Here is a 23,189-nt window from a genome sequence, read left to right on the forward strand (position 1 = left end):
CAACTGCTTCAGGCTTCTCCCCAAATTTGGGGGTGGTCATTGTTAAGCGGCTTTTAAGACAAGAACGGCATTTTATTCATATACCTCCGAAACTGCGAAAATCGGACAGATATGGGATGTGAATGAATGAGTGCCGGCTTCGAAAAGGCGGACACATCATCTGTGAGTGACGCGTTGCCGCCTGAGGCTGACCTTCAGACGGTACTTTTCGATGCTGTATGCGACAGTCTTTCTGCTGCCTTCGTCATCTATGATCGCAATGATCTTCTTATCTTCGTCAGCCGCCAGGTCGTGGAATTCTTTGCAGTGCCTGCGGCTGTGCTGCGGCCGGGTACACGACTTCGTGATTTTCTGGGTGCGGTCTACGATACCGGCGTCCGCGAGCAGACCCTCGCGCGCGAGGTGGTTTCGCTCAGCCGCGAGGACTGGCTGTCCCAGCGTATCGCTTCCCACTGGCGCGAACGCTTCGAATCCGTCGAACGTCACGGCGCTGATCGGTGGGTGCGTTTTTTGAAGCGTCGCCTGCCGAACGGCTACGGCGTGACCGTCATCTCCGATATTTCCGAGGCGCGTAAGCGTGAGGAACAATGGCGCTACGATCTGGAGCGCGTGCAACTCACCGAGGACATTCTCGATCACCTGCCGTTCCCGCTATTCGTCAAGGATCGCAACCTCGCCTATGTCGCCGTCAACAAGGCCTTCTGTGAGAAGTACCAGACGACGGCGGACGAGGTTCTCGGCCGCAAGAGCGGCGATCTTTTTTCACCTGACATCGCTAAGCGCTTCGAGGAAAGCGACCGTCATGTGCTGGAAACCGGCGAGATGTCGGTCGTCCGCCAGCGTCAAATTGCCCGTGACGGTACTGAGCGCGATATCGTCAGCCGCAAACACAGGATCGGCAAGCCCGGACGTTACTTCCTCGTTTCGACCATGCAGGACCTGCCGCGTGAGGGCAACGATCTCGACGAGTTTAGTGAAGCCTCTGAGATCACCACCTCCAGCAACCAGACCTATCGCCGCGCCTACGTACCGATGCCGGACGCATCACAACGCCGCGAGCCCGCAGCGATGGAGGCGATCGTTCCGGAAAATTTCTCCGGCCGTAAAATCCTCGTCGTCACCTCAGATCTCGCCGCCGAAACTGCCGCGTTGCGAACGCTCGCCAAATACGGCTTCGAATCCTGTTCCGTCCGCGGCGAGGACGAGCAGGAGCATTTCCTCGAGATCGCCAGCTCTTCCGGCATCTCGCTTGATCTTCTGATCATCGATAACCAGATGGGTATGCGCTGCCTGGAACTTGCCGAACAATACGGCATACCCGCCCTCGTCATGGATGGCTTCCAGATCGCCAACGAACTGACTTTCCAGATCGCCCGCCACTTCAACCGCAACGGACGCGGCGCCGGTGCCGACGGAGACTGGGAAATCACCACGACAGATGAGATCGGCGTGGACCTTCAGGTCCTCGTCGCCGAAGACAACGATATCAACCAGATCGTGTTCTCGCAGATCCTCGAGGGCCTCGGTTACCGCCATCTGATCGCCGCAACAGGCGAAGAAGTTGTCCGCCTTTGGGCCGAACACCGGCCGCAGATCGTGCTGATGGATATTTCACTGCCGGTCTTCAACGGCTTCGAGGCCTCACGCCTCATTCGCCAAATGGAAGAAGGGCAGGGAGTACACACGCCGATCATCGGCGTGCTGACGCAGGCTTTCGAGCGCGATCGCACCGAATGTGCAAAGGCCGGCATGGATGACGTCGTCATGAAGCCTGTCAGCCCGGATATTCTCGAAACTGTATTTCAGAAGCACCTAATGGGTGGGACCATCAAGGCGCAGAAATAAACAAAATGCGGGTCAACTCCCCAGAATTTGGGAATGCTTCGGGTTGTATCGCCGCAAATTTACTATCGAATTGTTAAGGTTTGCCGATCATTCTTTGCCCTGGTGTGGAGGAAAGCTTGGGTTTGCAGTGATGGTGTCGGCGGAAATACCATTCATGACGGTAAGTCAGAACGAGCTGCAGGCGATGGCCTATACCGATCCACTGACCGGGTTGGGAAACCGGTATCGCATGCGGGACAAGGTGATGCAGATTTCTGCCGAGCGCGCCAGCGATCCGGCACCCTTCACCATCGGCATTGCAAATCTGGACAGTTTCAAGCCGATCAACGATCTCTTCGGCTCTGCCGCCGGCGATGAAATCCTTTGCCAGGTCGCCCATCGCCTGAAGGCTTGTATTCCTGATGGTGCTCTCGTGACCCGACATGACGGCGACGAATTCGCCTTCGTCCTGCCGCTTATTTTCGAGCGCGCCAGTGCGGAGAAATTCGGCCAGATGATCCGCGAAGTCCTGTCGGCACCTTATGATCTCGGCGACCGCAACGTGCGCCTTTCAGCCTCCTTCGGCTTTGCGATCTATCCCTTTGCCGGCGAGGAGTGGGAAGAGCTTTTGAAAAGCGCAGAAACCGCGCTCTATCGCTCCAAACGTCGCGGCCGCGGTCAGATCACGGTTTATTCACGCGAGATCGCGCAGGAGATGAAGCGGGCGACCCAGCTCGAACAGGCGCTCAGAAACGCCATCATATCAGATGCGATCGACGTGCATTTCCAGCCGATCGTCTCGCTTGCTAACAATCAGGTGGTGGGTTTCGAAGCCCTTGCCCGCTGGAACGACCCCGATCTCGGTTTCGTCTCCCCCGGCGTCTTCGTGCCGCTTGCCGAAGAGCGAGGTTTCATCGACGCCCTGTCGGAAGCACTGCTGCGCAAGGCAGCGGAAGCTGCACTCTCGTGGCCGCGAGAGCTCTTCTTGTCTTTCAATCTGTCTTCCGCCCAGCTCATGGACCCGGGCACAAGCAGCAGTATTCTGTCGATCCTCGGTCGCGTCGGTTTCGATCCGCACCGCCTCGAACTGGAGATCACCGAAACGGCTGTGATGAGCTCCGCCGATACGGCGCATCGGATCCTGGCCGATCTCAGGGCGGCCGGCGTGCGCATCTCCCTGGACGATTTCGGTACCGGTCAGTCGAGCCTCGGACGTCTGCGTGATTTCATCTTCGACAAAATCAAGATCGACCGCGCCTTCGTGTCACGCATCAATTCCGATCGCGCGTCCGAGCATATCATCAAGGCGATCCTTGCCATGTGTGAAGGCCTTGAACTGGAAGTCGTAGCAGAGGGCATCGAAGATTATTCGGAAGCAGTCAAGCTGCGTATGCTCGGCTGCGGCATGGGGCAGGGGTACCATTTCGGTCGGCCCGCCGATGGCATAGCCACCCTGCGATTCCTGCACGAAAACTACTACTACCACGATACTAACGCGACGGAACGTGCCAGCGCTTAGCCGCAGGAAAAACAAAACGACGGCGCCCCAAGGACGCCGTCGCCTAGGCCTCTATAGCCATTCGAATTACTTGTTGGTCGTCGAACCTGTCGCAGTGTTGTCCGTCGGCATGCCCGTACCGGTTGATGCCGGAGCCTTTTCAGCCGACTGCATTGCCAGTGTCTTGAATTCCGGGGCAGCCTTGAGCGACTCGGCGGTTTCCGTCGTGGTCAGCTTGACGGAGCCGTCCTGAGTGTTCTGAGCGACGGTGATCTTCCCGATCGGAACAGCGACTTTCTTTTCGCCGATACCGAGGAAGCCGCCGACACCGACGACTGCTGCAACCAGGCCGCCATCCTTCTTCATGATCAGGTCATCGACGTCGCCGATGCTCTCATTGTTGCCATTATAGACGGACTGGCCGATATAGGTGTTGGCGCTGATCTGGTCTGGAGCCTGCTGCGTCAGATAGCTGCCGCCACCTGCCTGAGCCGTATCGGTGCTCGCTGCCGGGGCCGGAGCCTGAGCGGCATCACCGCCTGCAGGCACCATGGGCTTTGCCGGTGCCGGAGATGCCGGATTGGCGGGGGCGGACTGCGTCGGGGCGGCGGGATTGGCCGGCTGCGAAGCCGTCTGCGAAAATGCCGCCGGTGCGAAGGCCGTGGCAAACAAGGCGCCAGCGGCAACGGTCGTCAGAAGTTTGCGTGTCATTTCGAACCTACCTTTGTTCCTTGAGTGATCCCTAGCCCGGCAGCGCCCGTTTTCCAGGCATTCCTGCCACGCCGGTTCAAGAGTGAAATGACCTGTGCGCTTATTGGTTCCGGACGAAGACACGGAAAATTTTGCGATTTTCACGGAACTTTGTTCAGAAAACAGCCGAAAAAGCAAAAGGCGCCCTGCAATGGAGCGCCTTCTGAATTCCTGGCGTTGCCCTCAGATGACATAGGCCGGATCGAAAACGCCCTTCACCGTGATCCCGAGTTCGAGTAGCGCGCCTGCGCTCGGCTGGGCGGAGCGGGCATCCTCGTCCAGCCCCTCCCAGGCCGTCGTTACCGCCAGCCGGTCGGCATTGACGCCGATGAAGGCCGGGCAGGAAGGCTGCACCGCCGGTACCTTGTAGCGGGCAATGCGCAGACCATCGGGGCTGTAGCGGTCGACGACGCCGGCGCCCCAGCGGGCGTTCCAGATATAGCCATCGGCATCGCAGACCGAACCGTCCAGCCCGCCGGGTTCGTCCATGCTGTCGACCATGACGATCGGCTCACCAGTCGGAAGGCCCGTGTGAGGATCGACCATCACGCGCATAAGACGACTGATACGCGTGTCTGTGAAATACCCGATTGTGCCGTCGGGAGAGAAGCAGATGGAGTTCGGGATGCTGATGCCGCTGAAGATCTTCGTCACCTTGCCGGCAGCCACATGATAGATTGCACCCGCCTGCTGCTCGGCGCGCTTGCTCATCGTACTGATCCACAACGCGCCGGAAGGATGCGTGCGCCCGTCATTAGAACGGTTTTCCGGTTTGTCGTTTTCCAGCGCCGCATAGAAGGTCAGGTTGCCTCCGGCTATATCTCGTACGAAAAGGCCCTCTTCGGTCGCCAATAACTGACGGCCGGAGTCGATGCGGGCTAAAACGCTCGCCATCATTGGCAGCGGATGCACCTTCTTTTCGTCAGTCGAAAGATTGAGTTCGTGAAGCTCCTTACCGAGGATATTGAACCACCAGACGGTATTGGAAATAGGATCGTAGGTGGGGCCTTCACCGAGAACCGAATTGGTATTGCAAAGCGTTTTGCCCTCGAATTCATAAATATCAGTCATACGTCTATGCTCCTATGGCCGCGTCATAGGCTAAGATGGTTGCCTTGGCGCGCTCGGCAACCTCTGCCTCGGTCATTCCAGGCTTGTAAATGCTGGTGCCGAGGCCGAAGGCGAGAATGCCGGCTCTGGTATAGTCTGAGAAGTTCTTGTCCGACACACCGCCGACCGCCGCAATGACCAGGTCCGGTGGGAGAATGGCGCGGATCGCGGTGATGCCGGAGGGACCGAGAACGCTGGCGGGGAAGAACTTGAGGCCGGTCGCACCCGCGCGGGCAGCCTGCAGCGCTTCGGTAGGCGTAAAGACGCCGGGCATGGTTACCATGCCATAGTCGCGAGCGTGGACGATGACGTCGGGTTCGACATTTGGGGTTACCAACAGTTTGCCGCCGGCGTCATGTAGGCTGTCGACGGCTTCGGTTGTCAGCACGGTGCCGGCACCGATCAGCACATTATCAGGCGCCATCTTCGCAGCGATCTCGATCGACTTGAAGGGCTCCGGTGAATTGAGCGGGATCTCGATCGCCGTCAGGCCGTTTTCGATCAGCGCGCCGACTACAGCTTCAGTTTCTTCGGGCTTGATGCCGCGCAGAATGGCGATCAGCGGGCGCTTCATGTCGGGAAAAGGGATACGGTTCATGGGAGATATCTTTCTCAGTTCGGCCATATGGCCTGGGCAGCGGCCGAAAGGCCGCCACGAACGGCAGCATCGGCATCGATGGCGTTGAAGGCGAGGGAGAGTGTGTGAAAGGCCCGCTCATAAAGCGTTTGCAGGCGTCCGGAAGCGACGAGAGTAATGGCCGCATCCTTTCCGGCATTCTGCAGAGCGCCTGCGATTTCGAGGCCGATGAGCGTGCCGGAAAGTTTCGCCTGTGCCGCGGCCGCCGAAATACCGTGCAGAAGTTGGCCTGAACGGGCGGTGAAAATCAGGTTGGACGCGAGCGCCGGCTGTTTGAACGCGGTCGCGACCGCAGCCTCGAAGGCCGCCGCGTCGGCCGGCTGGTCCTCGGCACCGGCGACCGCATGCGTGAGGATCGTATGTTTGGTAATGGCATCGAAAAGCTCGCCCGTCATGAAGGTGGAAAAGCCGATCACCTTCCCATCACTGACATGCACCCACTTGGAGTGCGTGCCCGGCATGCAGACGGACTGCATTCCCTTACTGGCAGACCCGAGTGCGCCGAGAAGCTGCGTTTCTTCACCGCGCATGACATCGGGTGCTGCCGCATCGCGCTGTGCGAGGCCCGGTAGAATGCGGACATCGCGGCTTTCCCCGGGCACTGAGACCGCACCTGATAGAATCGAGGAAAGCGAAGCCGGCACGTCGATATAACCGGCCTCCACCCAGCCCTGCCGCGCCCCTGCCATGCCGCAGACGATGACGGGCAGTTCTGCCGGGGCGCTGATTGCCGCTAGATGTCCGGCGAGCACCTCGGAAAAGCCGGTCTTAGCGGCCGTCGTCATGCCTTCGCCGCTGCGGCGTTCCGCAAGAACGCTGCCGTCTGCGCCGATAAGCCAGAGGCGGAAGCTGCTGGTGCCCCAGTCCACAGCGACGTAAGCGGGATTTGGCATCAGAGAACACCTCCATCGACGATCAGGGACTGCGCGGTCATGCCGGCTGCGCAGTCGGATGCAAGAAACAGAGCCGGACCAACGATTGCATCCGGTTTCAAGACGACCTTCAGGCATTGCCCTTGCACGGAATGGGCAATGCTCTCCTCCGTCAGCCATAATTTCATTTGCCGTTCGGTCACCACCATGCCCGGCAGGATGCAGTTGACGCGGATATTGTCGGGGCCGAGCCTTCCGGCCATGCTCTTCGTCAGGCCGACGATCGCAGCCTTGGCGGCGGCATAGGCGGGAAAGACGCCCATATTCAGCTTGAAGGCGATCGAGGACATGTTGATGATCGCGCCGCCGCCGGCTGCCCGCATCGAAGGGACAGCGGCCTGCGAGGTGAAGAAGACATGGCGCAGGTTGACCGCCTGGTTATTGTCCCAATAGTCCTCGGTCACATCATCGAATTCGTGCCGGTCATCCCAGGCGGCATTGTTAACGAGCACCCGGATTGGCCCGGACTTTTCGACAACCTCGTTCACCGTGCGTTTGATGGCTTTAATATCGCGCAGGTCGGTACGGTAGAAGCCGACCGGATGAGCGCTCTCTCGGGAAAGGCGTTCCGCCAGTTCCCGGCTTTCCACCTCAGCGATATCGAGGAAGGAAACCCTTGCGCCCTGCTTTGCGAAACCCTCGACAATGGCAGCACCGATGCCGGAACCGCCGCCGCTGACCAGCACCGTCCGGTCTTGGAATTCTGGGAATTGTGCAGACACAGCCCTTACCATCTCCTCCCGATATCCTTACTTCCATTATTTGGAACTTAATTTGATTATATGGAATTATTCGGTTAGGCTGCGTTTCATGTCAAGGACAGAAGAGCAATAGGCAGGATCGGCCACAGCATGGCGCAGACGGATGACAAAGGCGCACGGGATACTGGCACCCTCGGCAAGCTGATGGTCCTGCTCGATCTCGTCACCCATGCTGAGGCTCCCTTGCGCTTCACCGACATCCTGGCGCTTGCCAGACAGCCGCGCGGCACGCTCCACAGGCAGCTCGGCCATCTGGTCGACGAAGGGCTCCTCGAACTTGACGCCGAAGGCCGTTATGCACCGGGCCTTCGGCTGCTAGATCTTGCCTCCCGAAGCTGGGCGCGCAACGAATTCCGTCTGATTGCCGCGCCGCATCTTGCCGCCCTGCATCGGCAGACAGGAGAGACCGTCCATCTTGGGGTGTTGCGCGGATCCTCCATTATCTATCTCGATAAGGTCGAAGGGCATCAGCCGGTACGCATGTATTCACAGATCGGAAACGCCTCACCCTGCTATTGTACTGGTGTCGGGAAGGCAGCCCTCTCGGCTCTGCCGGCAGACAAGCTCCGCGAATTGCTTCCCGGCCTGCATTTTCACCGTTTCACCCCGGCGACACATGTGAATGCTGAAAGCTTGCTGACGGAGATCGGCGATATAGTTTCTGCCGGTCATGCCTACGACCGGGAGGAGCACGAAGCAGGCATCCGTTGCGTCGCGGCCCCAATCTGGTCGGACGACCGCTCCTTCATCGGGGGCGTCTCTGTCACCGGTCCCGCTTACCGCCTGTCAATGGAACTTCTCCACGAATGGGCCGTTCCGGCCCAGATGACTGCGCGGAAAATCATGGACGAAATGCGCATCCGCCTCGGGCCGAGGCGTTGACACCGATCTGGTTGAAACCGGTCTGACCGCGTCAACTGCTGGACGTGGTGTACGTAGCATGCTTATGATGAGTGCGTTATTGAGATTTGACGGCGAATCACGCCAACTGGGTCGTCCGCGAAATCATCGACAATTCACCGGCCGAGTGCGCTGCGGCGCCCTGGCTGAATCCTATTGATCTGACGGGCGTTGTGTAAACACCTGCACCTGACCGTTTTTCCACAGGCTGCCAGCGGTTTCCCCAAAGCCCGGTTCGAAGGCGAAAATATCTGATGGCAAGCTTACCGCAAATTCCGGTGGAAGACGCCTATGTGCAGGAGGTCGCCAGTCTTAAGACCCAGTTCGACATCTTCCGACTCATGAAGCGGGTGACGGAAGCCTATCGCAGCCGAGCTTTTATGGTCCTGAACCTGCCGCCGATCACTTCCTTCGATCTGCAGGGCAATACTATCATTACGAGCTGGCCGGCAGAACTGCTGTCCACCTACGACCAGGAAGGGCTGATGATGAACAGCCCGGTCTTACGGCGGCTGCGTACCTCAACCCTGCCGTTCTTCCACGATACGGGACGGACCGCCTGGCCGCGCGATGATGGCAAAACGGGCTTGGTTGCCGCTCTCTTCGAACGCTTCAAGATGGTGCGCAGCGCTTTTTTTCCGACACATGAACCATCAGGCGCGCGCGGTGCAGTCTCCTTTGCCGGCGATCGCGAACCCTTTACGCCAGCCGAGATGCGTGAGCTCAGCTACATCGCCATCCACGTCTTCGACCGGCTCGCCGAAATTCGCAATCTTGACACACGCATGACCGATACCTTGACGGATCGCGAGATCGACTGCCTCAACTGGACGGCTGCCGGCAAGACCAGCGCCGAAATTGCCGAGATCCTGGTTCTCTCGGAACATACGGTCAATCATTATCTGAACCGCGCTACCAAGAAGCTGGATACGGTCAATCGCACGCAGGCCGTCGCCAAGGCGCTGCGCATCGGCCTCATAAAGTAAGGCGCTGCCAGCCTAAAATTACGTCAGGTGCAGCCGGGCTGCTCAATATCTGAGCGTAGTTTCCTGGCCGGTTTGCCCAAACTGATAATTGTCATCCCTTTTCAGCGAATTTCGCAACTGGCATGCTTCCTGCATTCCTTCCGGTAGAGGTCCAGAGGGGGCTTTGAAAACAGCACCAATTCAATGGTGCGACCGACACGCCGCCGCCGATATCGCTGCCGCTTTCTCCCGGTCCCGATGTCGCGGTGGCTGTTGCGTTTGGGCAACCGCCTTCAGCTGCTGTTCCGAAACCGGACAATTTCTTCGAATTTTTTCTGGTCTTTTTTTCAGCTTGCGCTAACTCGCCTCCAATTGCGCTGGTTCTCGAGGAGCCGTTGCGACCATCAGGGCGAAAGCCCGGCGGACTTGATGGTCGCAACGGGAGAGAACGCGCCGCCCTTCCACTCTATATGCGATTTGCCGTTGCCCGATTTTGGTTGGCGAAGCCACTGGCCTCCACTATCTATGACAGGAAAAGCAGTGAGGGCGGAATGACCGAGGTCACCAAAGAACAAGTTCTGGAAACGCTGAAGACCGTGCGTGGGCCGGATCTGGAGCACAACATTGTCGAACTCGGCATGGTTTCCGACGTCTTCATTTCCGATGGCAAAGTCTATTTCTCCATCACCGTGCCGGCCGAACGCGCCCAGGAGCTAGAGCCGATGCGTCTCGCCGCCGAGCGTGTCATCAAGGAAATGCCGGGTGTGAAAGGTGCGCTCGTGGCACTGACGGCTGACAAGAAGGCCGCCGCTAACGCACCTGCAGCGCGCGCTGCACCCCATGCGAGCCAAAGCCATCACGGCCACTCCCACGCACCACAGCAACAGCAGCCGCACACGGCCAAGATCGGCGTTCCCGGCATTGGCGCCATCATCGCCGTTGCGTCGGGCAAGGGCGGCGTCGGCAAGTCGACCACAGCCGTCAATCTGGCGCTCGGACTGCTGGCCAACGGTCTTCGTGTCGGCATCCTCGATGCGGATATCTATGGTCCTTCGATGCCGCGCCTTCTCAAGATTTCCGGCCGCCCGACGCAGATCGATGGCCGCATCATCAATCCGATGGAAAATTACGGCCTCAAGGTCATGTCCATGGGCTTCCTGGTCGATGAGGAGACCGCCATGATCTGGCGCGGGCCGATGGTCCAGTCTGCGCTGTTGCAGATGCTGCGTGAGGTCGCTTGGGGCGAGCTCGACGTGCTTGTTGTCGACATGCCGCCCGGCACGGGTGACGCCCAGCTCACCATGGCCCAGCAGGTGCCGCTCGCGGGCGCCGTGATCGTCTCCACGCCGCAGGATCTGGCACTGATCGATGCCCGAAAGGGCCTCAATATGTTCCGCAAGGTCGAAGTCCCGGTTCTCGGCATCATCGAGAACATGAGCTATTTTGTCGCGCCCGATACCGGCACGCGCTACGACATCTTCGGTCACGGCGGTGCCCGCAAGGAGGCCGAGCGCATCGGTGTTCCCTTCCTGGGCGAAGTGCCGTTGACCATGAACATCCGCGAGACTTCGGACGCCGGAACGCCTCTTGTCGCTTCCGATCCGAATGGCATCGTGGCCGGTATCTACCGCGCCATCGCCGCCAGAGTCTGGGAGCAGGTCGGCGAAAAGCCGCAGCGCGAAGCACCTGCGATCATCTTCGAATAGCGAGAATCACGCTGCTCACCTTGAATTGTGGGGGAAATGAGATGAAAAGGCGCAGTTCACGTAAGATGTCTTGATTATTTTCCGGCTTTGCTTCATATGCGCGCCGGCGTCATGATGGCGTCTGCAAATGCTCTGCGATGGCCGCCTGTCGATGAAGTCTCGGCCTTACTGCATGTTCGGAGTTGACTTGTCGATCGAAGGATTGGTGACTGCGATGCGGTGGAGCGACCCGGCCGGAGGCCGCATGTGGCCGGAGTTGTATGAACTCTTTTTGTCTGCTTCCGTTACGATCGATGATGCGTGCGCCTGGCGGGACCGCGCTCGCGGCCGCATGGAAGGGCTTTCGATGAAAAGGATACGAGCGGCTGCGCGTTGCCGGCGCCGGAGATGCGGATTGTGATCACCGCATATTGTTCCAACTGCAAATCGATCGAGATTCGCGATCTTGCGACCCCACCAGAGTTTCCGGCAGATGTCGTTTGGATCGACATGATCGAGCCGACTCGCGAGGAGGAACTGCATGTCGAAAAGCTCCTTGGCATCGAAGTGCCGACCCGCGATGATCTCCGGGCGATAGAACCCTCCGCGCGGCTCTATGTCGAAAACAGCGCGGTTTACATGACGGCCTCGCTGATATGGAAAGCGGAAACGGAAGCGCCGACCCTGACGGATGTTGCCTTCATCCTCGCCGGCGACAAACTGGTGACCATCCGCTATGCCCATCCGAAGTCTTTCGCGCTTTTCATTGCTGCCCTGCCTCGCATACCCGAGCAATGGCGCAGCGGCGCTGCTCTTCTTGCCAAGCTGCTGGAAACGATCGTCGACCGCACGGCAGAAGTCCTGGAAGTCTCGGTATCCCGGCTGGACATTCTGTCGGTCCACGTCTTTGGTGATCGCGCCAAGAAAGTGCGCAAACCCTCGAACTATCTGGAAGAGAAGCTGAAAGACATTGCCGGTCATCACCGCATGATCAGCAAGCTGCGCGATAGTCTCGGTTCGCTCTCGCGCCTTCTCACCTTCTTCTATACGATCCCGGTCGTGCAGCACGATCAGGAAACCAAAGAACTCTGCCGAACGATCTCGCGCGACATCCAGTCCCTTTCGGAACATGCGTCCTTCGTCGCCGGCAATATCACCTTCCTGCTCGACGCTTCGCTCGGTCTCATCAACATCGAGCAGAATGCCATCATCAAGATTTTTTCCATTGCTTCGGTGGTGTTCTTGCCGCCGACGCTGGTCGCCTCCATCTATGGCATGAATTTCGAATTCATGCCGGAGCTGCATTTGACCGCGGGTTATCCCTACTCGCTGGGGCTCATGGTGATCTCCGCCGTTATTCCCTTCTTCTTTTTCCGCTGGAAAGGCTGGCTCTGAGGAGCCTGTATTGCTTCATGTCTGAAGAAAGCCATTCTCACGAACGTAACCTTGGGCCGCGTAAGCTCTTCTATCTTGCGCTGGGTTCGGTAGGCGTCGTTTACGGAGATATCGGCACGAGCCCACTTTATGCGTTCCGCGAGGCGCTGAAGCCGGTCGCCCATGACGGTCTCACTCGTTTCGAAGTCATCAGCCTCATTTCGCTGATGATCTGGGCGCTGACCATCATCGTCACCATCAAATACGTGCTCTTCCTGCTGCGCGCCGACAACGACGGCGAAGGCGGGACGCTGTCGTTGCTCGCCCTCCTGATGAAGACCGCCAACGGCCATACCGCGCTCTTGATGCTGCTTGGCCTGATAGGCGCGGCGCTCTTCCTGGGCGACGCCATGATCACCCCGGCGCTCTCGGTCCTGTCGGCCGTCGAAGGCCTGAAGCTCGTGACTCCGAGCCTGTCGGACTATATCGTGCCCATATCGGTGGCGATCCTGGCGTTGCTCTTCGTCGTCCAGTCCCATGGCACAGGTGCCGTCGCCCGCTTCTTCGGCCCGATCACGGCAATCTGGTTCCTCGTCATGGCTGCCGCCGGCATCGCCCATATTTCGGATGACTACGGTATCCTCGCCGCCTTCAATCCCTATTATGCCGTCAGCTTTCTGTTGCATGAAGGCTTCTACGGCGTTGTCGTTCTCGGCGCCGTCTTCCTGACCGTCACCGGCGCGGAAGCGCTTTATGCGGATCTCGGCCATTTCGGTCGGCGTCCAATCCAGTGGGCGTGGTTTGTGCTGGTCTTCCCCTCACTGACGTTGAACTATCTTGGCCAAGGCGCGCTCGTTCTCGGCAATCCGGCTACGATGTCCGATCCTTTCTACCTCATGTACCCACAGTGGGCGCTGCTGCCGGTCGTCATCCTCGCGACTGCCGCCACCATCATTGCCAGCCAGGCCGTCATCACCGGCGCCTTCTCGCTCGTACGCCAGGGGATCAACCTCGGCTTCCTGCCGCGCATGGAAATTCTCTTTACCTCTGAGACCAATACCGGTCAGATCTTTGTGCCCTCGGTCAACGCGGTTCTGTTCTTCGGCGTCATCTTCCTTGTGCTCGGCTTCAAGACCTCGGATGCGCTGGCCACCGCCTACGGCATCTCGGTCACCGGCGCGATGGTCGTCACCTCGATCATGGCCTTTGAATTCGTCCGCGTCCGCTGGAACTGGTCGCTTCCGGTTGCAATCATCGCCCTGCTGCCATTGGTTATTCTCGAGCTGATCTTCCTCGGCGCCAACCTTCTGAAAATCCATGACGGCGGGTATATCCCGATCATGATTGCGACGGCCTTCACCGTGATCATGTGGACGTGGCGTCGTGGCACGGCAATCCTGACGGAAAAGACCCGTCACACCGACATTCCGCTTGCCTCCTTCGTCAGTTCCATCGAGCGCAAGAGCGAGCATTCGCCGGCCCATGTTCCCGGCACCGCAATCTTCCTGACCAGCGACCCGGATTCGGCACCTGCCGCACTGCTGCACAATCTTAAGCACAATCACGTGCTTCACGATCGCAACGTCATCCTGACGATCCGCACGGTCAACAAGCCGCGCGTCTCGCCGCAGGAGCGCTACAAGGTCGAGCAGATTTCCGAACGCTTTTCCCGCGTCGAGCTGCTCTTTGGTTTCATGGAATCGCAGAACGTTTCGCAGGCGCTGGCCGCACTGCGCAAAACTGGCCTGAAGTTCGACATCATGACGACGTCTTTCTATCTCGGCCGCCGCAAGCTGGTGCCCGATGCAAAGTCCGGTATGCCCTACTGGCAGGACCGCCTCTACATCGCGCTCGCCAATGCCGCCGCCAACCCCTCCGACTACTTCCGCCTGCCGGCCAATCGCGTGGTGGAACTGGGTTCGCACGTCATCATCTGACGAGACGGAAGGAGAGGGCGCCATCTCGTCCTCTCCTGTTTCTCTGACGGCACACAACGAGATGATCCATCTCATGGAAGCGTCAGCCGAATTAGAACATCCATAAATCCTCATGGGCATATTCCGGCACGGAGCGTTAACCAGCTATCAAGGTTAATGCGAGATTTTCTTTGGACTGTCCTGCGTCCCATGTCCGGAGTCCGCGTTGCGTCGAAATGGCCGTTCTCGCAGCAAGCTGCGTCTCTTGCCCCAGAACTGGGTCTCTCCCGCAATCTTCGGTATTGCCGGATGGCTGATCTTCCCAAGCGTCGCTTCTCATGCCGATCTCGCCACCATGCTCGCCGGTCTCGACAATGATGGCGAAAGCTGGCGCATGGTGCTGACCAATTCGCCAGCCGGCTCCATTCATCAGGCCGAACTCGCCTTTGCCGATCGCGCTGCCACCGGTTCGATCGCTGTAGGTGCCGGCATGGTGCTGCCCGACGGCCGCAAGGTTGCATTCGTTGCCGGTGAGAAAGGCAAAGAAGCGACTCCGGACGAGGACCGAGTCAACCGCAACGCCAAGAAAGGCCGCGTCGTCGCCGTCGAAAAGGTGCAGCCGCCGAAGGACTTCTCCGCCGGTTCCATCCTCGAACGCACCAGACTTCTCTTCCGCCCGGTCCTCGATCTCAAGGACAAGTCTGCTTTCGTGAAGCCGACGATCAAAGGCAAGGAAATCGAGATCGCCACGGCCTTCTATAAAAAGCAGCCGGCTCCTCACCAGGACAATGCCGTACCGGCCATGCTGGCAAGCCTGGTGACCAGCGACAAGGCGGATGTATTGGCAACGGCCTACGCACCTGCTGCGCCGGATTATTCCCGCCAATCTCCTTTCGATTCGATCCTGACCGACAAGAATGAAGGCCGCTTCGTGCCGCAGATCGGCCCGAAGGATCATGCCTGGGCTGCCAGCATCCTGCCACCCACTGTCTTTTCCGCCCGCGAGCAGCAGTGTCTTGCGTCCGGCATCTATTTCGAAGCGCGCGGCGAGTCCGTGAAGGGCCAAGCGGCCGTTGCGCAGGTCATCCTCAACCGCGTCCGCAACCCCGCCTATCCGAAGACCATCTGCGGTGTCGTCTATCAGAACGAAGACTGGCGCAACCGTTGCCAGTTTTCCTTCGCCTGCGACAACATCAAGGACCGCGTGAATTCAGAATATCATTGGCGCGTTGCCCGCGACGTCGCCATGGCCGTGACCGCCGGCAGGATCTGGCTGCCGCAGGTTGGCTCGGCCACGCATTACCATGCCGTCTACGTCCGGCCGAATTGGGCGAGGACCATGGAAAAGGTAGGCCGCATCGGCATGCATGTCTTCTACCGGACTTATGGCGGCGGTTGGAGCTGAGGCAAAGGGCTGCTGATTGCGGATTTTACGCCGACCGGCGCCGATCAAAGACGGATTCTTTGGATGAAATCGTGTCGGAGCGGCCGGATTCCGCTTAAATATTTGATTTTATGCGGTTATTTTATGGCTGGACACCGGCTCTCTACGCCTTGACTATACTAATCCCTAAAACTATGTTGCGCGCGACTTCAGAACGGGCCGGAAGGTTCTTTAACCTTTGCGTCCGTGGTTCGGAAAACCGGGGTAGCGGGATTGCGGGCGACGGGAGCGGAGGAGAGCACGATGGCGGATGACCGCGAAGAAAGTCTTGAGCAGCGCCGTCGGCAGCTGGAAGCGGAACTTGCCTCCAAGCGTGTCGATGACATGAAGGAAGAAGCGCGGGAGGCCAGCGCCGAGCAGAGCCGCAAGGGCTATGCGCAGGCGATGAAGCTCTCGAGCGAATTCATTTCAGCCATCGTTGTCGGTGCTGTGCTTGGCTATCTCCTCGACCGTTTTGTCGGTACGGCGCCTTGGGGGTTGATTGTTCTTCTGCTTCTTGGATTCTGTGCCGGCGTACTGAATGTTCTGCGCGCAGCGGGGAAGGTCGCCCAACCCCTGGATCGCAGAACGCCTGAGAAATAAGGGCCGTCTGGCCCAGTGCAATTTTCGCCGTCCGGCGGATCAAAGAGAGAGAGCAACCGGTGTCAAGCGATCCGACTCATCAGTTCAAGATCTTCAAGATTGTGCCGATCGAGATCGGCGGAATTGATTTTTCGTTCACTAACGCATCGCTCTTCATGGTGGCTTCAGCCGCTATCGCTGCTGGTTTCCTCTATTTCTCGACTTCGAACCGCGCCATCATTCCTGGCCGCTCGCAATCGCTTGCCGAAATGTCCTACGAGTTCATTGCAGGAATGCTAAAGGAGGGCGCGGGCACAAAGGGAATGAAATTCTTCCCGCTGGTTTTTTCGCTGTTCATGTTCGTGCTGACGGCAAACCTGCTCGGCATGTTCCCGTATTTCTTCACGATTACCAGCCAGATCATCGTCACCTTCGCTCTGGCAATTCTGGTGATCGGCACGGTTCTCGCCTACGGTTTCTACAAGCACGGCTTCCATTTTCTGAATGTCTTTGTGCCCTCGGGCGTGCCGGGTATTCTGTTGCCTCTGGTCGTCTCGATTGAAATCATCTCCTTCCTGTCCCGTCCGATTTCACTGTCGGTTCGTCTTTTCGCCAACATGCTCGCCGGTCACATCACGCTGAAGGTGTTCGCAGGCTTCGTCGCCTCGCTTGGAGCCCTCGGTGCTGTCGGTGTCGGCGGAGCCGTTCTTCCTCTCATCATGACGGTCGCCCTGACCGGTCTCGAGTTCCTCGTCGCCTTCCTTCAGGCTTACGTCTTTGCGGTGCTGACTTGCATGTACCTCAATGACGCGATCCACCCGGGCGGGCACTAAGGATAACGACATCGACGTCTCCAGGGCGTCAGTCATTCGCCGCAACAACCATTTCAAAGGAGTTCAACATGGAAGCGGAAGCAGCAAAGTACATCGGTGCAGGCCTGGCTTGCTTTGGTATGGCCGGTACGGCTCTCGGCCTCGGCAATATCTTCGGCAGCTACCTCTCCGGCGCACTGCGCAATCCGTCTGCAGCTGACAGCCAGTTCGGCCGTCTGGTATTCGGCTTCGCCGTTACGGAAGCTCTGGGCATCTTCTCGCTGCTCGTCGCTCTCCTTCTGCTCTTCGCCGTCTGAGATCGGTGGATTGATGGATCACGGCCTGCGAACAGCGAGCCGTGATCCTTTGCATTTGCAGTACACCTGGAGGTGAGCATGTACTTTGTGACCCCGGCCTACGCTGAAGAGGCACCGGCGGGAACCGCGACGGATGCGCATGCCGCTCCGGCTGCCGGCGAGGTCCATACCGAGACCGGCGTCGCCGAAGGCGAGCACGCGCGTGGGCCTTTCCCGCCTTTCGATTCGTCGACCTATGCATCCCAGCTTCTGTGGCTGGTGATTACGTTCGTCATTTTCTACCTGCTCATGCAAAAGGTCATCGCCCCGCGCATCGGCGCCATCCTCGAGCAGCGTCACAACCGTATTGCGCAGGATGTCGAAGAAGCTGGCCGCCTGAAGGCTGAAGCCGACGCCGCCGTCGCAACCTACGAAGGCGAGCTTGCCGCTGCCCGCGCCAAGGCGAATTCGATCGGCACCGCCGCTCGTGACGCCGCCAAGGTCAAGGCCGAGGAAGATCGTCGCGCGGTCGAGGCAAGCCTGAACGAAAAGCTGAAGGCTGCCGAGGCCCGCATCGCCGATGTGAAGGCAAAGGCTTTTGCCGATGTCGGCGCCATTGCCGAGGAAACCGCGGCCGCCGTCGTCGAACAGCTCATCGGCGGTTCTGCTGCCCAACCCGATGTCGCTGCGGCCGTTGCAGCCGCCAAGAAGGAGGCTTGATCGATGGAATTTGCTTTTGATGCAACTTTCTTCGCCTTTGTCGGCCTCGTCCTGTTCTTGGCCCTCGTCGTCTACCTGAAGGTCCCGGGCATGATGGCGAAGTCGCTTGACGACCGCGCCGATCAGATCCGCAACGAGCTGGCGGAAGCCAAGCGTCTGCGCGAAGAAGCCCAGCATCTGCTCGCCGAATACCAGCGCAAGCGCAAGGAAGCAGAAGCCGAGGCCGCTCACATCGTTGCTGCTGCTGAACGCGAAGCCGAAATGCTGACTGCCGAAGCGAAGAAGAAGACGGAAGAATTCGTCGCCAACCGTACGGCTCTTTCCGAACAGAAGATCAAGCAGGCTGAAGCCGATGCAATGAAGGCTGTTCGCTCTGCTGCAGTCGATCTCGCCATTGCAGCCGCTGAATCGGTCATTGGCAAGCAGGCCGATGGCAAGGTCCAGTCCGAGCTCTTCGGTCAGGCCGTCGGCGAAGTGAAGACTCGCCTGAACTGAACTTCAGCCCTTGCAGATTAGAAAAGCCTCGCCTCGGTGGGGCTTTTTCTGTCTTGTGGCAGATGCTTGCTGTGCCAGGCGTGAGCTCTGATGCGCAGAGCTGAAAAATAACGGATAGCTCTTTCCGGAAGATTCCCGCTGAGACCTTTTGGTGCCGGCAACGGAAATGTCCCTGTCACCTTCCTATTCCTCCGTCCTGAGGGGAAACCGCGGCGGATTTCGCACTGGAGCCTATTCCTCCAGCATCTCTCCGTTCATCTCTTCCACCACGCCGTCCTTGCGCAGTGGCCGGAAGCTCATTCGGTGCAGCGAGCACGGCCCATGTTTCTCGATGCCGGAGCGATGCTGGGCCGTGCCATATCCGACATGAGCGGCAAAACCGTACTCGGGAAACACCAGATGCGCGCGCGCCATCATTCGGTCGCGCGTCACCTTCGCAACGATGGAGGCGGCCGCGATGGAAACGGAGCGCGCGTCACCCTTCACAACGGCCCGACCTGGGCAGTCGAGCCCCATAGGCACGTCCAGCCCATCCGTCAGCACATAACTTGCCGGTATCGAAAGGCCGCAGATTGCGCGGCGCATTGCGTCGAGGCTTGCCTTGCGGATATCGGTTTCGTCGATGCGTGTGGAACTGGACGAGGCGATGGAGACTGTCGCGGTCGCAAGGATCTGGACAAACAGCTCCTCGCGCTTCTCCGCCGAAAGCTGCTTGGAATCGTTGAGACCTTCGGGAATGCGCTTGGGATCGAGGATCACCGCGGCAGCAACGACAGGTCCGGCAAGCGGCCCGCGACCAGCCTCATCGGCGCCCGCGACAGGCCAGTGGCCAGCCTTGCGGGCTTTCAGCTCCAGCCGGAAATCCGGCACGAGGGGAGCCTCTTCAAAGAGCAGAGGAGAATCGGGTGACGTGCGACGTTTCATGCGGTTGAACCTCGCACGCCAACCCGATTTCCTGCAAGCCCCCGGATCAGGGCGGCGACGGCCGGGGGCGGTCCGGCGGATGGTGCGGTCAGGGCCATCCGCGGGAAATGCGCAAGGCAGAAGACGCAGGGCAGGTCTTCTTCACGCCTTACGCAAACTCGTTATCAAAGCATCGGACCGAAATCTGTGCAGCGGTTCCGTGTCCAGAATTGCGTAAAGACAATCAGTCAGAGCAGCGAAAGTTGCACGCCACTACCATTCGGCGGTACAAAGAGGTCGTCGCGCAGGGCAAGGCTTCGACGAGTAAGCTGCAGCCGCTTTGCCGCCATCTCGAAGCGTCGGGCGATCTGCCAGGCATAGGGGCCGGCACCTTTCATGCGCTTGCCAAACTCGGCGTCGTAGTCCTTGCCGCCACGCATCGAGCGCACCAGCGACATGACGTGACGGTAGCGATCAGGATAATTCTGCAGCAGCCAGTCGCGAAACAGCGGGCTCACCTCCAGCGGCAGCCGCAACAACACATAGCTTGCCTCTTCCGCTCCTGCCGCCTTGGCGGCATCGAGAATACGTTCCAGTTCGTGATCGTTAAGTGCCGGGATAATCGGCGCCGCCATCACCGAGGTACGCACACCGGCCCCCGAGAGCCCGCGGATCGCCTCCAGCCTGCGCGTCGGCGTCGAAGCACGCGGTTCCATCACGCGCGCAAGCTTGCGGTCGAGCGTGGTCACCGAAATGCCAACACGCACGATGTTCTTCGCCGCCATTTCTGCAAGAATATCGAGATCGCGCAGGATCATCGCCGATTTGGTGACGATCGCAACAGGGTGGTTCGCCTTATTCAACACTTCGAGGATCTGCCGCATGATGCGCCATTCCTTTTCGATCGGTTGGTAAGGATCGGTGTTGGTGCCGATCGCAATGACGCGCACCTTATAGCCGGGCTTGGCAAGCTCCCGCTCCAAAAGCTTGGGCGCGTCGGGCTTGGCAAAGAGCTTGCTCTCGAAATCCAGCCCGGCCGAAAGCCCCATATAGGCATGTGTCGGCCGGGCGAAGCAGTAGATGCAGCCATGCTCGCAGCCCCGGTAGGGATTGATCGATCGGTCGAAGGAAAGATCGGGAGACTCGTTGCGGGTGATTGCCGTACGCGGCTTCTCGATCTGCACATCCATTTTGAATGGCGGCAGTTCCTCAAGTGTCTGCCAGCCATCGTCGAAGGTCTCGCGCTGTGTGGGCTCGAAGCGGCCGCTGGGGTTCAGCCCCGCGCCGCGGCCGCGCCGCCGGTCCGCCTCGATGCGCAGCCCCGAGGCCGCGATCATCGCGTCGGCAATATCTGCCTTATTGGCAGGCGCAAATGCGGCCTCCCCTGCAAGGGACTGTGGTCTCATTGGATTCTCCAGAGGCGGAAAACGCTCGATCCCGCTCGTTTTGATGATTAAATTCCTATCCGCAAAAGGAGAACAATGCAAGAACAAAATGAGGAAAGTGCCGCTGGCAATTTTTTGTGCGTCGCTCTATAAAAAGGCAATGTTGACTGTTGTTCTCGAATGCCAGGATCAGGAACCCGAGCTGGCCCAGACCCTATCCGTTTTGGTGGCAGGCGCTGTTGAGGGCCTGGTCAGCGATGTGGTCGTGCTCGATCACGGCTCTCGCGACGGCACCTCGCGGGTGGCGGATGCCGCCGGCTGCCGTTTTCATTCACAATGGGATATCAAGGACATCATCCGCTCCGCTCGCGGCGAATGGTTGCTCTTCGTCGAGCCGGGTGCGAGGCCGCAGGCGGGATGGATCGATGAGATCCTGGAATATGTTGCACTGAACAAGGTGTCGGCGCGTTTCACCGCTTCACGCGGCTATCGACGCCCCTTCTTCCAGCGCGTCCGTCGGGCAAGACCACCGCTAGAACTCGGTCTGCTGATGCCGAAGAAGCTCGCTGTCGCTACTGCAAGGAGCGGGATGGGGCTTGCCGAATTTGCGGAGGGGCAGAAGCTGCGTCAGCTTTCCAGTGAATTGATTCCTTCCTGGGTTGCCCGCGCTGCGCGGTAGCGGCGCCGCCGCTCGTAATCGCTGAAGCTACGCATCAGGCTTTCCGAAAATCGATTCCGAATCGGTGCGACGTAGGAAATGCGCTGTCGCCGCCAGCCTATTTTGCAGCGCCGCGCTTGAGATGCTCGTCGAGCCGCGGCATGATCTCTACGAAATTGCAAGGCATGTGACGATAGTCGAGTTGCGTCTTCAGGATGCCGTCCCAGGCATCCTTGCAGGCGCCGGGAGAGCCCGGCAGCACGAAGATGAATGTGGCGTTGGCAACGCCCGCCGTGGCGCGCGACTGGATCGTCGAGGTGCCGATTTTGTCATAGGAAATGCGATGGAACACGGCCGAAAAGCCGTCCATCCGTTTTTCGAAGAGCGGCTCCAAAGCGTCGGGGGTCACGTCTCGGCCTGTAAAGCCGGTCCCGCCTGTGGTAATGACGACGTCGATTTCCTTAGCTTCCGTCCAGGCGCGCACGCGCGCGGCAATCCTCTCGCGGTCGTCAGGCACGATGTCGCGATCGATCAGCCGGTGTCCGGCTTCGGCAATCCGCGCCGCCAGCGTATCGCCGGATTTGTCATCGGCCAGCGTACGCGTATCCGAAACGGTCAGCACCGCGATGCCGAGCGGAATAAAAGCTCGTGTTTCGTCCGGGCCTGCCATCATGCGCCTCCTGCGAAAGTCTCCGTCGCCTGGAAATACCAGTCCGGATGGGCCGCGTGAAGACGCTCGGCTGCACGCAGTGCTGCAATAGGCGTCTCGAAGATGCCAAAACAGGTCGCGCCCGAACCCGACATACGGGTGAGGAGCGCGCCCTCCGAAGCCAGCATGGCGGAAATCTCGGCGATTTCTGGTACCAAGTCCCGCGCGGGCGGCTCAAGATCGTTGCGTGTCGCTCGGATGGCCTCCATCCAGTGCAGTGTCCTGGGCAGCGCTAATGGGGGATTGTTTTTTGTGACAAGCCGTCGGAACACTTCGGGCGTGGAAACGCCTTTCAGAGGGTTGGCGAGGACCATGGCGAAGGAGGGCAGCGTATCGGCCGTCTCGATCTCCTCGCCAATGCCACGCGCGATTAGCGGTACGCTCCTGAGGCACATCGGTACATCGGCCCCGAGTTTCAGCGCCAGAGTGGCGATGGTTTCAGCCGGAAGAGTCAGGTTCCACAGACGCACCAACCCGCGCAACGTCGCAGCCGCATCGGCGGAGCCTCCGCCGATGCCCGAGGAAACCGGCAGGTTCTTTTCCAGATGGATGTGCACGGGCGGAGCCCCGCCCGCCGCCTCGCGCAGCAGGTCGCGCGCCTTCAGAACCAGATTGGTGCCGGGCTCGTCGGCCAGCACATCGGCGAACTGGCCTGAAAGTGTAAAATCGTCGGCATCGGCAGGCGCAAAACCCAGCCGGTCGCCATGGCGTGCAAATGTCACCAGCATTTCGAGCAGATGATAGCCGTCAGGCCTCTGGCCCGTCACATGCAGGGCCAGATTGATTTTTGCGCAGGCGTCTTCGGTAACGGCGAAATCGCCTATTACGGAAATAAGCATGCCCGTTTCAGGCAT

The 23,189-nt window shown here is 59.4% G+C and carries 23 protein-coding genes; 14 read left to right on the forward strand and 9 right to left on the reverse strand.

Annotated features, from left to right (window positions below):
- Positions 1-126: 126 nt before the first annotated feature.
- Together FHX15_RS07920 and FHX15_RS07925 are read left to right on the forward strand one after the other, a co-directional pair.
- Positions 127-1,845 (forward strand): response regulator, encoded by a 1,719-nt coding sequence (locus tag FHX15_RS07920; protein ID WP_184395236.1) that lies wholly within the window; start codon positions 127-129, stop codon positions 1,843-1,845.
- Positions 1,846-1,972: 127 nt separating this feature from the next.
- A complete protein-coding gene (locus tag FHX15_RS07925; protein WP_184395238.1) occupies positions 1,973-3,343 on the forward strand; it encodes an EAL domain-containing protein in 1,371 nt (456 codons plus the stop codon).
- A 66-nt stretch (positions 3,344-3,409) separates the two neighbouring features.
- On the opposite strand, the gene FHX15_RS07930 is transcribed toward FHX15_RS07925, so the two are convergent.
- From FHX15_RS07930 to FHX15_RS07950, 5 genes are all read right to left on the reverse strand, one after another.
- Positions 3,410-4,033 (reverse strand): PRC-barrel domain-containing protein, encoded by a 624-nt coding sequence (locus FHX15_RS07930; protein ID WP_184395240.1) that lies wholly within the window; start codon positions 4,031-4,033, stop codon positions 3,410-3,412.
- A 222-nt stretch (positions 4,034-4,255) separates the two neighbouring features.
- Complete coding sequence (locus FHX15_RS07935) at positions 4,256-5,143, reverse strand: SMP-30/gluconolactonase/LRE family protein (protein WP_184395243.1); 888 nt, start codon at positions 5,141-5,143, stop codon at positions 4,256-4,258.
- Between the two features lie 4 nt (positions 5,144-5,147).
- Positions 5,148-5,780 carry a 2-dehydro-3-deoxy-6-phosphogalactonate aldolase gene (locus tag FHX15_RS07940; RefSeq protein ID WP_184395246.1) on the reverse strand — a complete coding sequence of 211 codons (633 nt, stop codon included), beginning with the start codon at positions 5,778-5,780 and terminating at the stop codon, positions 5,148-5,150.
- A gap of 14 nt (positions 5,781-5,794) precedes the next feature.
- Positions 5,795-6,712 (reverse strand): 2-dehydro-3-deoxygalactonokinase, encoded by a 918-nt coding sequence (locus FHX15_RS07945; RefSeq protein ID WP_184395248.1) that lies wholly within the window; start codon positions 6,710-6,712, stop codon positions 5,795-5,797.
- The gene (locus FHX15_RS07950; protein ID WP_184395250.1) at positions 6,712-7,485 is read right to left on the reverse strand and encodes an SDR family NAD(P)-dependent oxidoreductase; all 774 of its coding nucleotides are present in this window, start codon (positions 7,483-7,485) and stop codon (positions 6,712-6,714) included. Before FHX15_RS07950 ends, FHX15_RS07945 begins: the two co-directional genes overlap by 1 nt.
- Before the next feature lie 117 nt (positions 7,486-7,602).
- Between FHX15_RS07950 and FHX15_RS07955 the strand changes: the two genes are divergently transcribed.
- From FHX15_RS07955 to FHX15_RS08005, 11 genes are all read left to right on the forward strand, one after another.
- Positions 7,603-8,394, forward strand: a complete 792-nt coding sequence (locus FHX15_RS07955; protein WP_184395252.1) for an IclR family transcriptional regulator — start codon at positions 7,603-7,605, stop codon at positions 8,392-8,394.
- Between the two features lie 272 nt (positions 8,395-8,666).
- Positions 8,667-9,398, forward strand: a complete 732-nt coding sequence (locus tag FHX15_RS07960) for a helix-turn-helix transcriptional regulator (protein ID WP_184395254.1) — start codon at positions 8,667-8,669, stop codon at positions 9,396-9,398.
- A gap of 530 nt (positions 9,399-9,928) precedes the next feature.
- Positions 9,929-11,083 (forward strand): Mrp/NBP35 family ATP-binding protein, encoded by a 1,155-nt coding sequence (locus FHX15_RS07965; RefSeq protein ID WP_184395256.1) that lies wholly within the window; start codon positions 9,929-9,931, stop codon positions 11,081-11,083.
- A 396-nt stretch (positions 11,084-11,479) separates the two neighbouring features.
- A complete protein-coding gene (locus FHX15_RS07970) occupies positions 11,480-12,457 on the forward strand; it encodes a magnesium transporter CorA family protein (RefSeq protein ID WP_184395259.1) in 978 nt (325 codons plus the stop codon).
- Positions 12,458-12,474: 17 nt separating this feature from the next.
- On the forward strand, positions 12,475-14,373 hold the full coding sequence (locus FHX15_RS07975) for a potassium transporter Kup (protein WP_184395261.1): 1,899 nt from the start codon (positions 12,475-12,477) through the stop codon (positions 14,371-14,373).
- A gap of 205 nt (positions 14,374-14,578) precedes the next feature.
- Positions 14,579-15,757: a cell wall hydrolase gene (locus tag FHX15_RS07980; protein ID WP_184395263.1), complete on the forward strand. Its 1,179-nt coding sequence runs from the start codon at positions 14,579-14,581 to the stop codon at positions 15,755-15,757.
- Between the two features lie 282 nt (positions 15,758-16,039).
- Positions 16,040-16,378 carry an AtpZ/AtpI family protein gene (locus FHX15_RS07985; RefSeq protein WP_184395265.1) on the forward strand — a complete coding sequence of 113 codons (339 nt, stop codon included), beginning with the start codon at positions 16,040-16,042 and terminating at the stop codon, positions 16,376-16,378.
- A 59-nt stretch (positions 16,379-16,437) separates the two neighbouring features.
- Positions 16,438-17,190 carry a F0F1 ATP synthase subunit A gene (locus tag FHX15_RS07990; protein WP_184395267.1) on the forward strand — a complete coding sequence of 251 codons (753 nt, stop codon included), beginning with the start codon at positions 16,438-16,440 and terminating at the stop codon, positions 17,188-17,190.
- A gap of 68 nt (positions 17,191-17,258) precedes the next feature.
- Positions 17,259-17,486 (forward strand): F0F1 ATP synthase subunit C, encoded by a 228-nt coding sequence (locus tag FHX15_RS07995; protein WP_003545854.1) that lies wholly within the window; start codon positions 17,259-17,261, stop codon positions 17,484-17,486.
- A gap of 78 nt (positions 17,487-17,564) precedes the next feature.
- Positions 17,565-18,185 carry a F0F1 ATP synthase subunit B gene (locus tag FHX15_RS08000; protein ID WP_184395269.1) on the forward strand — a complete coding sequence of 207 codons (621 nt, stop codon included), beginning with the start codon at positions 17,565-17,567 and terminating at the stop codon, positions 18,183-18,185.
- 3 nt (positions 18,186-18,188) lie between these two features.
- On the forward strand, positions 18,189-18,680 hold the full coding sequence (locus FHX15_RS08005; protein WP_184395271.1) for a F0F1 ATP synthase subunit B: 492 nt from the start codon (positions 18,189-18,191) through the stop codon (positions 18,678-18,680).
- Positions 18,681-18,911: 231 nt separating this feature from the next.
- On the opposite strand, the gene FHX15_RS08010 is transcribed toward FHX15_RS08005, so the two are convergent.
- Complete coding sequence (locus FHX15_RS08010) at positions 18,912-19,604, reverse strand: ribonuclease HII (RefSeq protein ID WP_184395272.1); 693 nt, start codon at positions 19,602-19,604, stop codon at positions 18,912-18,914.
- 227 nt (positions 19,605-19,831) lie between these two features.
- Complete coding sequence (locus tag FHX15_RS08015) at positions 19,832-20,989, reverse strand: PA0069 family radical SAM protein (protein WP_184395274.1); 1,158 nt, start codon at positions 20,987-20,989, stop codon at positions 19,832-19,834.
- A gap of 139 nt (positions 20,990-21,128) precedes the next feature.
- Here FHX15_RS08015 and FHX15_RS08020 point away from each other — a divergent pair, with 139 nt between their 5' ends.
- Positions 21,129-21,647, forward strand: a complete 519-nt coding sequence (locus tag FHX15_RS08020) for a glycosyl transferase (RefSeq protein ID WP_184395276.1) — start codon at positions 21,129-21,131, stop codon at positions 21,645-21,647.
- Between the two features lie 97 nt (positions 21,648-21,744).
- On the opposite strand, the gene moaB is transcribed toward FHX15_RS08020, so the two are convergent.
- Complete coding sequence (gene moaB / locus FHX15_RS08025) at positions 21,745-22,296, reverse strand: molybdenum cofactor biosynthesis protein B (protein ID WP_184395375.1); 552 nt, start codon at positions 22,294-22,296, stop codon at positions 21,745-21,747.
- Positions 22,296-23,189, reverse strand: coding sequence for a 4-(cytidine 5'-diphospho)-2-C-methyl-D-erythritol kinase (locus FHX15_RS08030; RefSeq protein WP_184395278.1), 894 nt, complete (start codon positions 23,187-23,189; stop codon positions 22,296-22,298). Before FHX15_RS08030 ends, moaB begins: the two co-directional genes overlap by 1 nt.

The sequence above is a fragment of the Rhizobium sp. BK650 genome (genome assembly GCF_014195325.1).
In the GTDB taxonomy this organism is placed as follows: domain Bacteria; phylum Pseudomonadota; class Alphaproteobacteria; order Rhizobiales; family Rhizobiaceae; genus Rhizobium.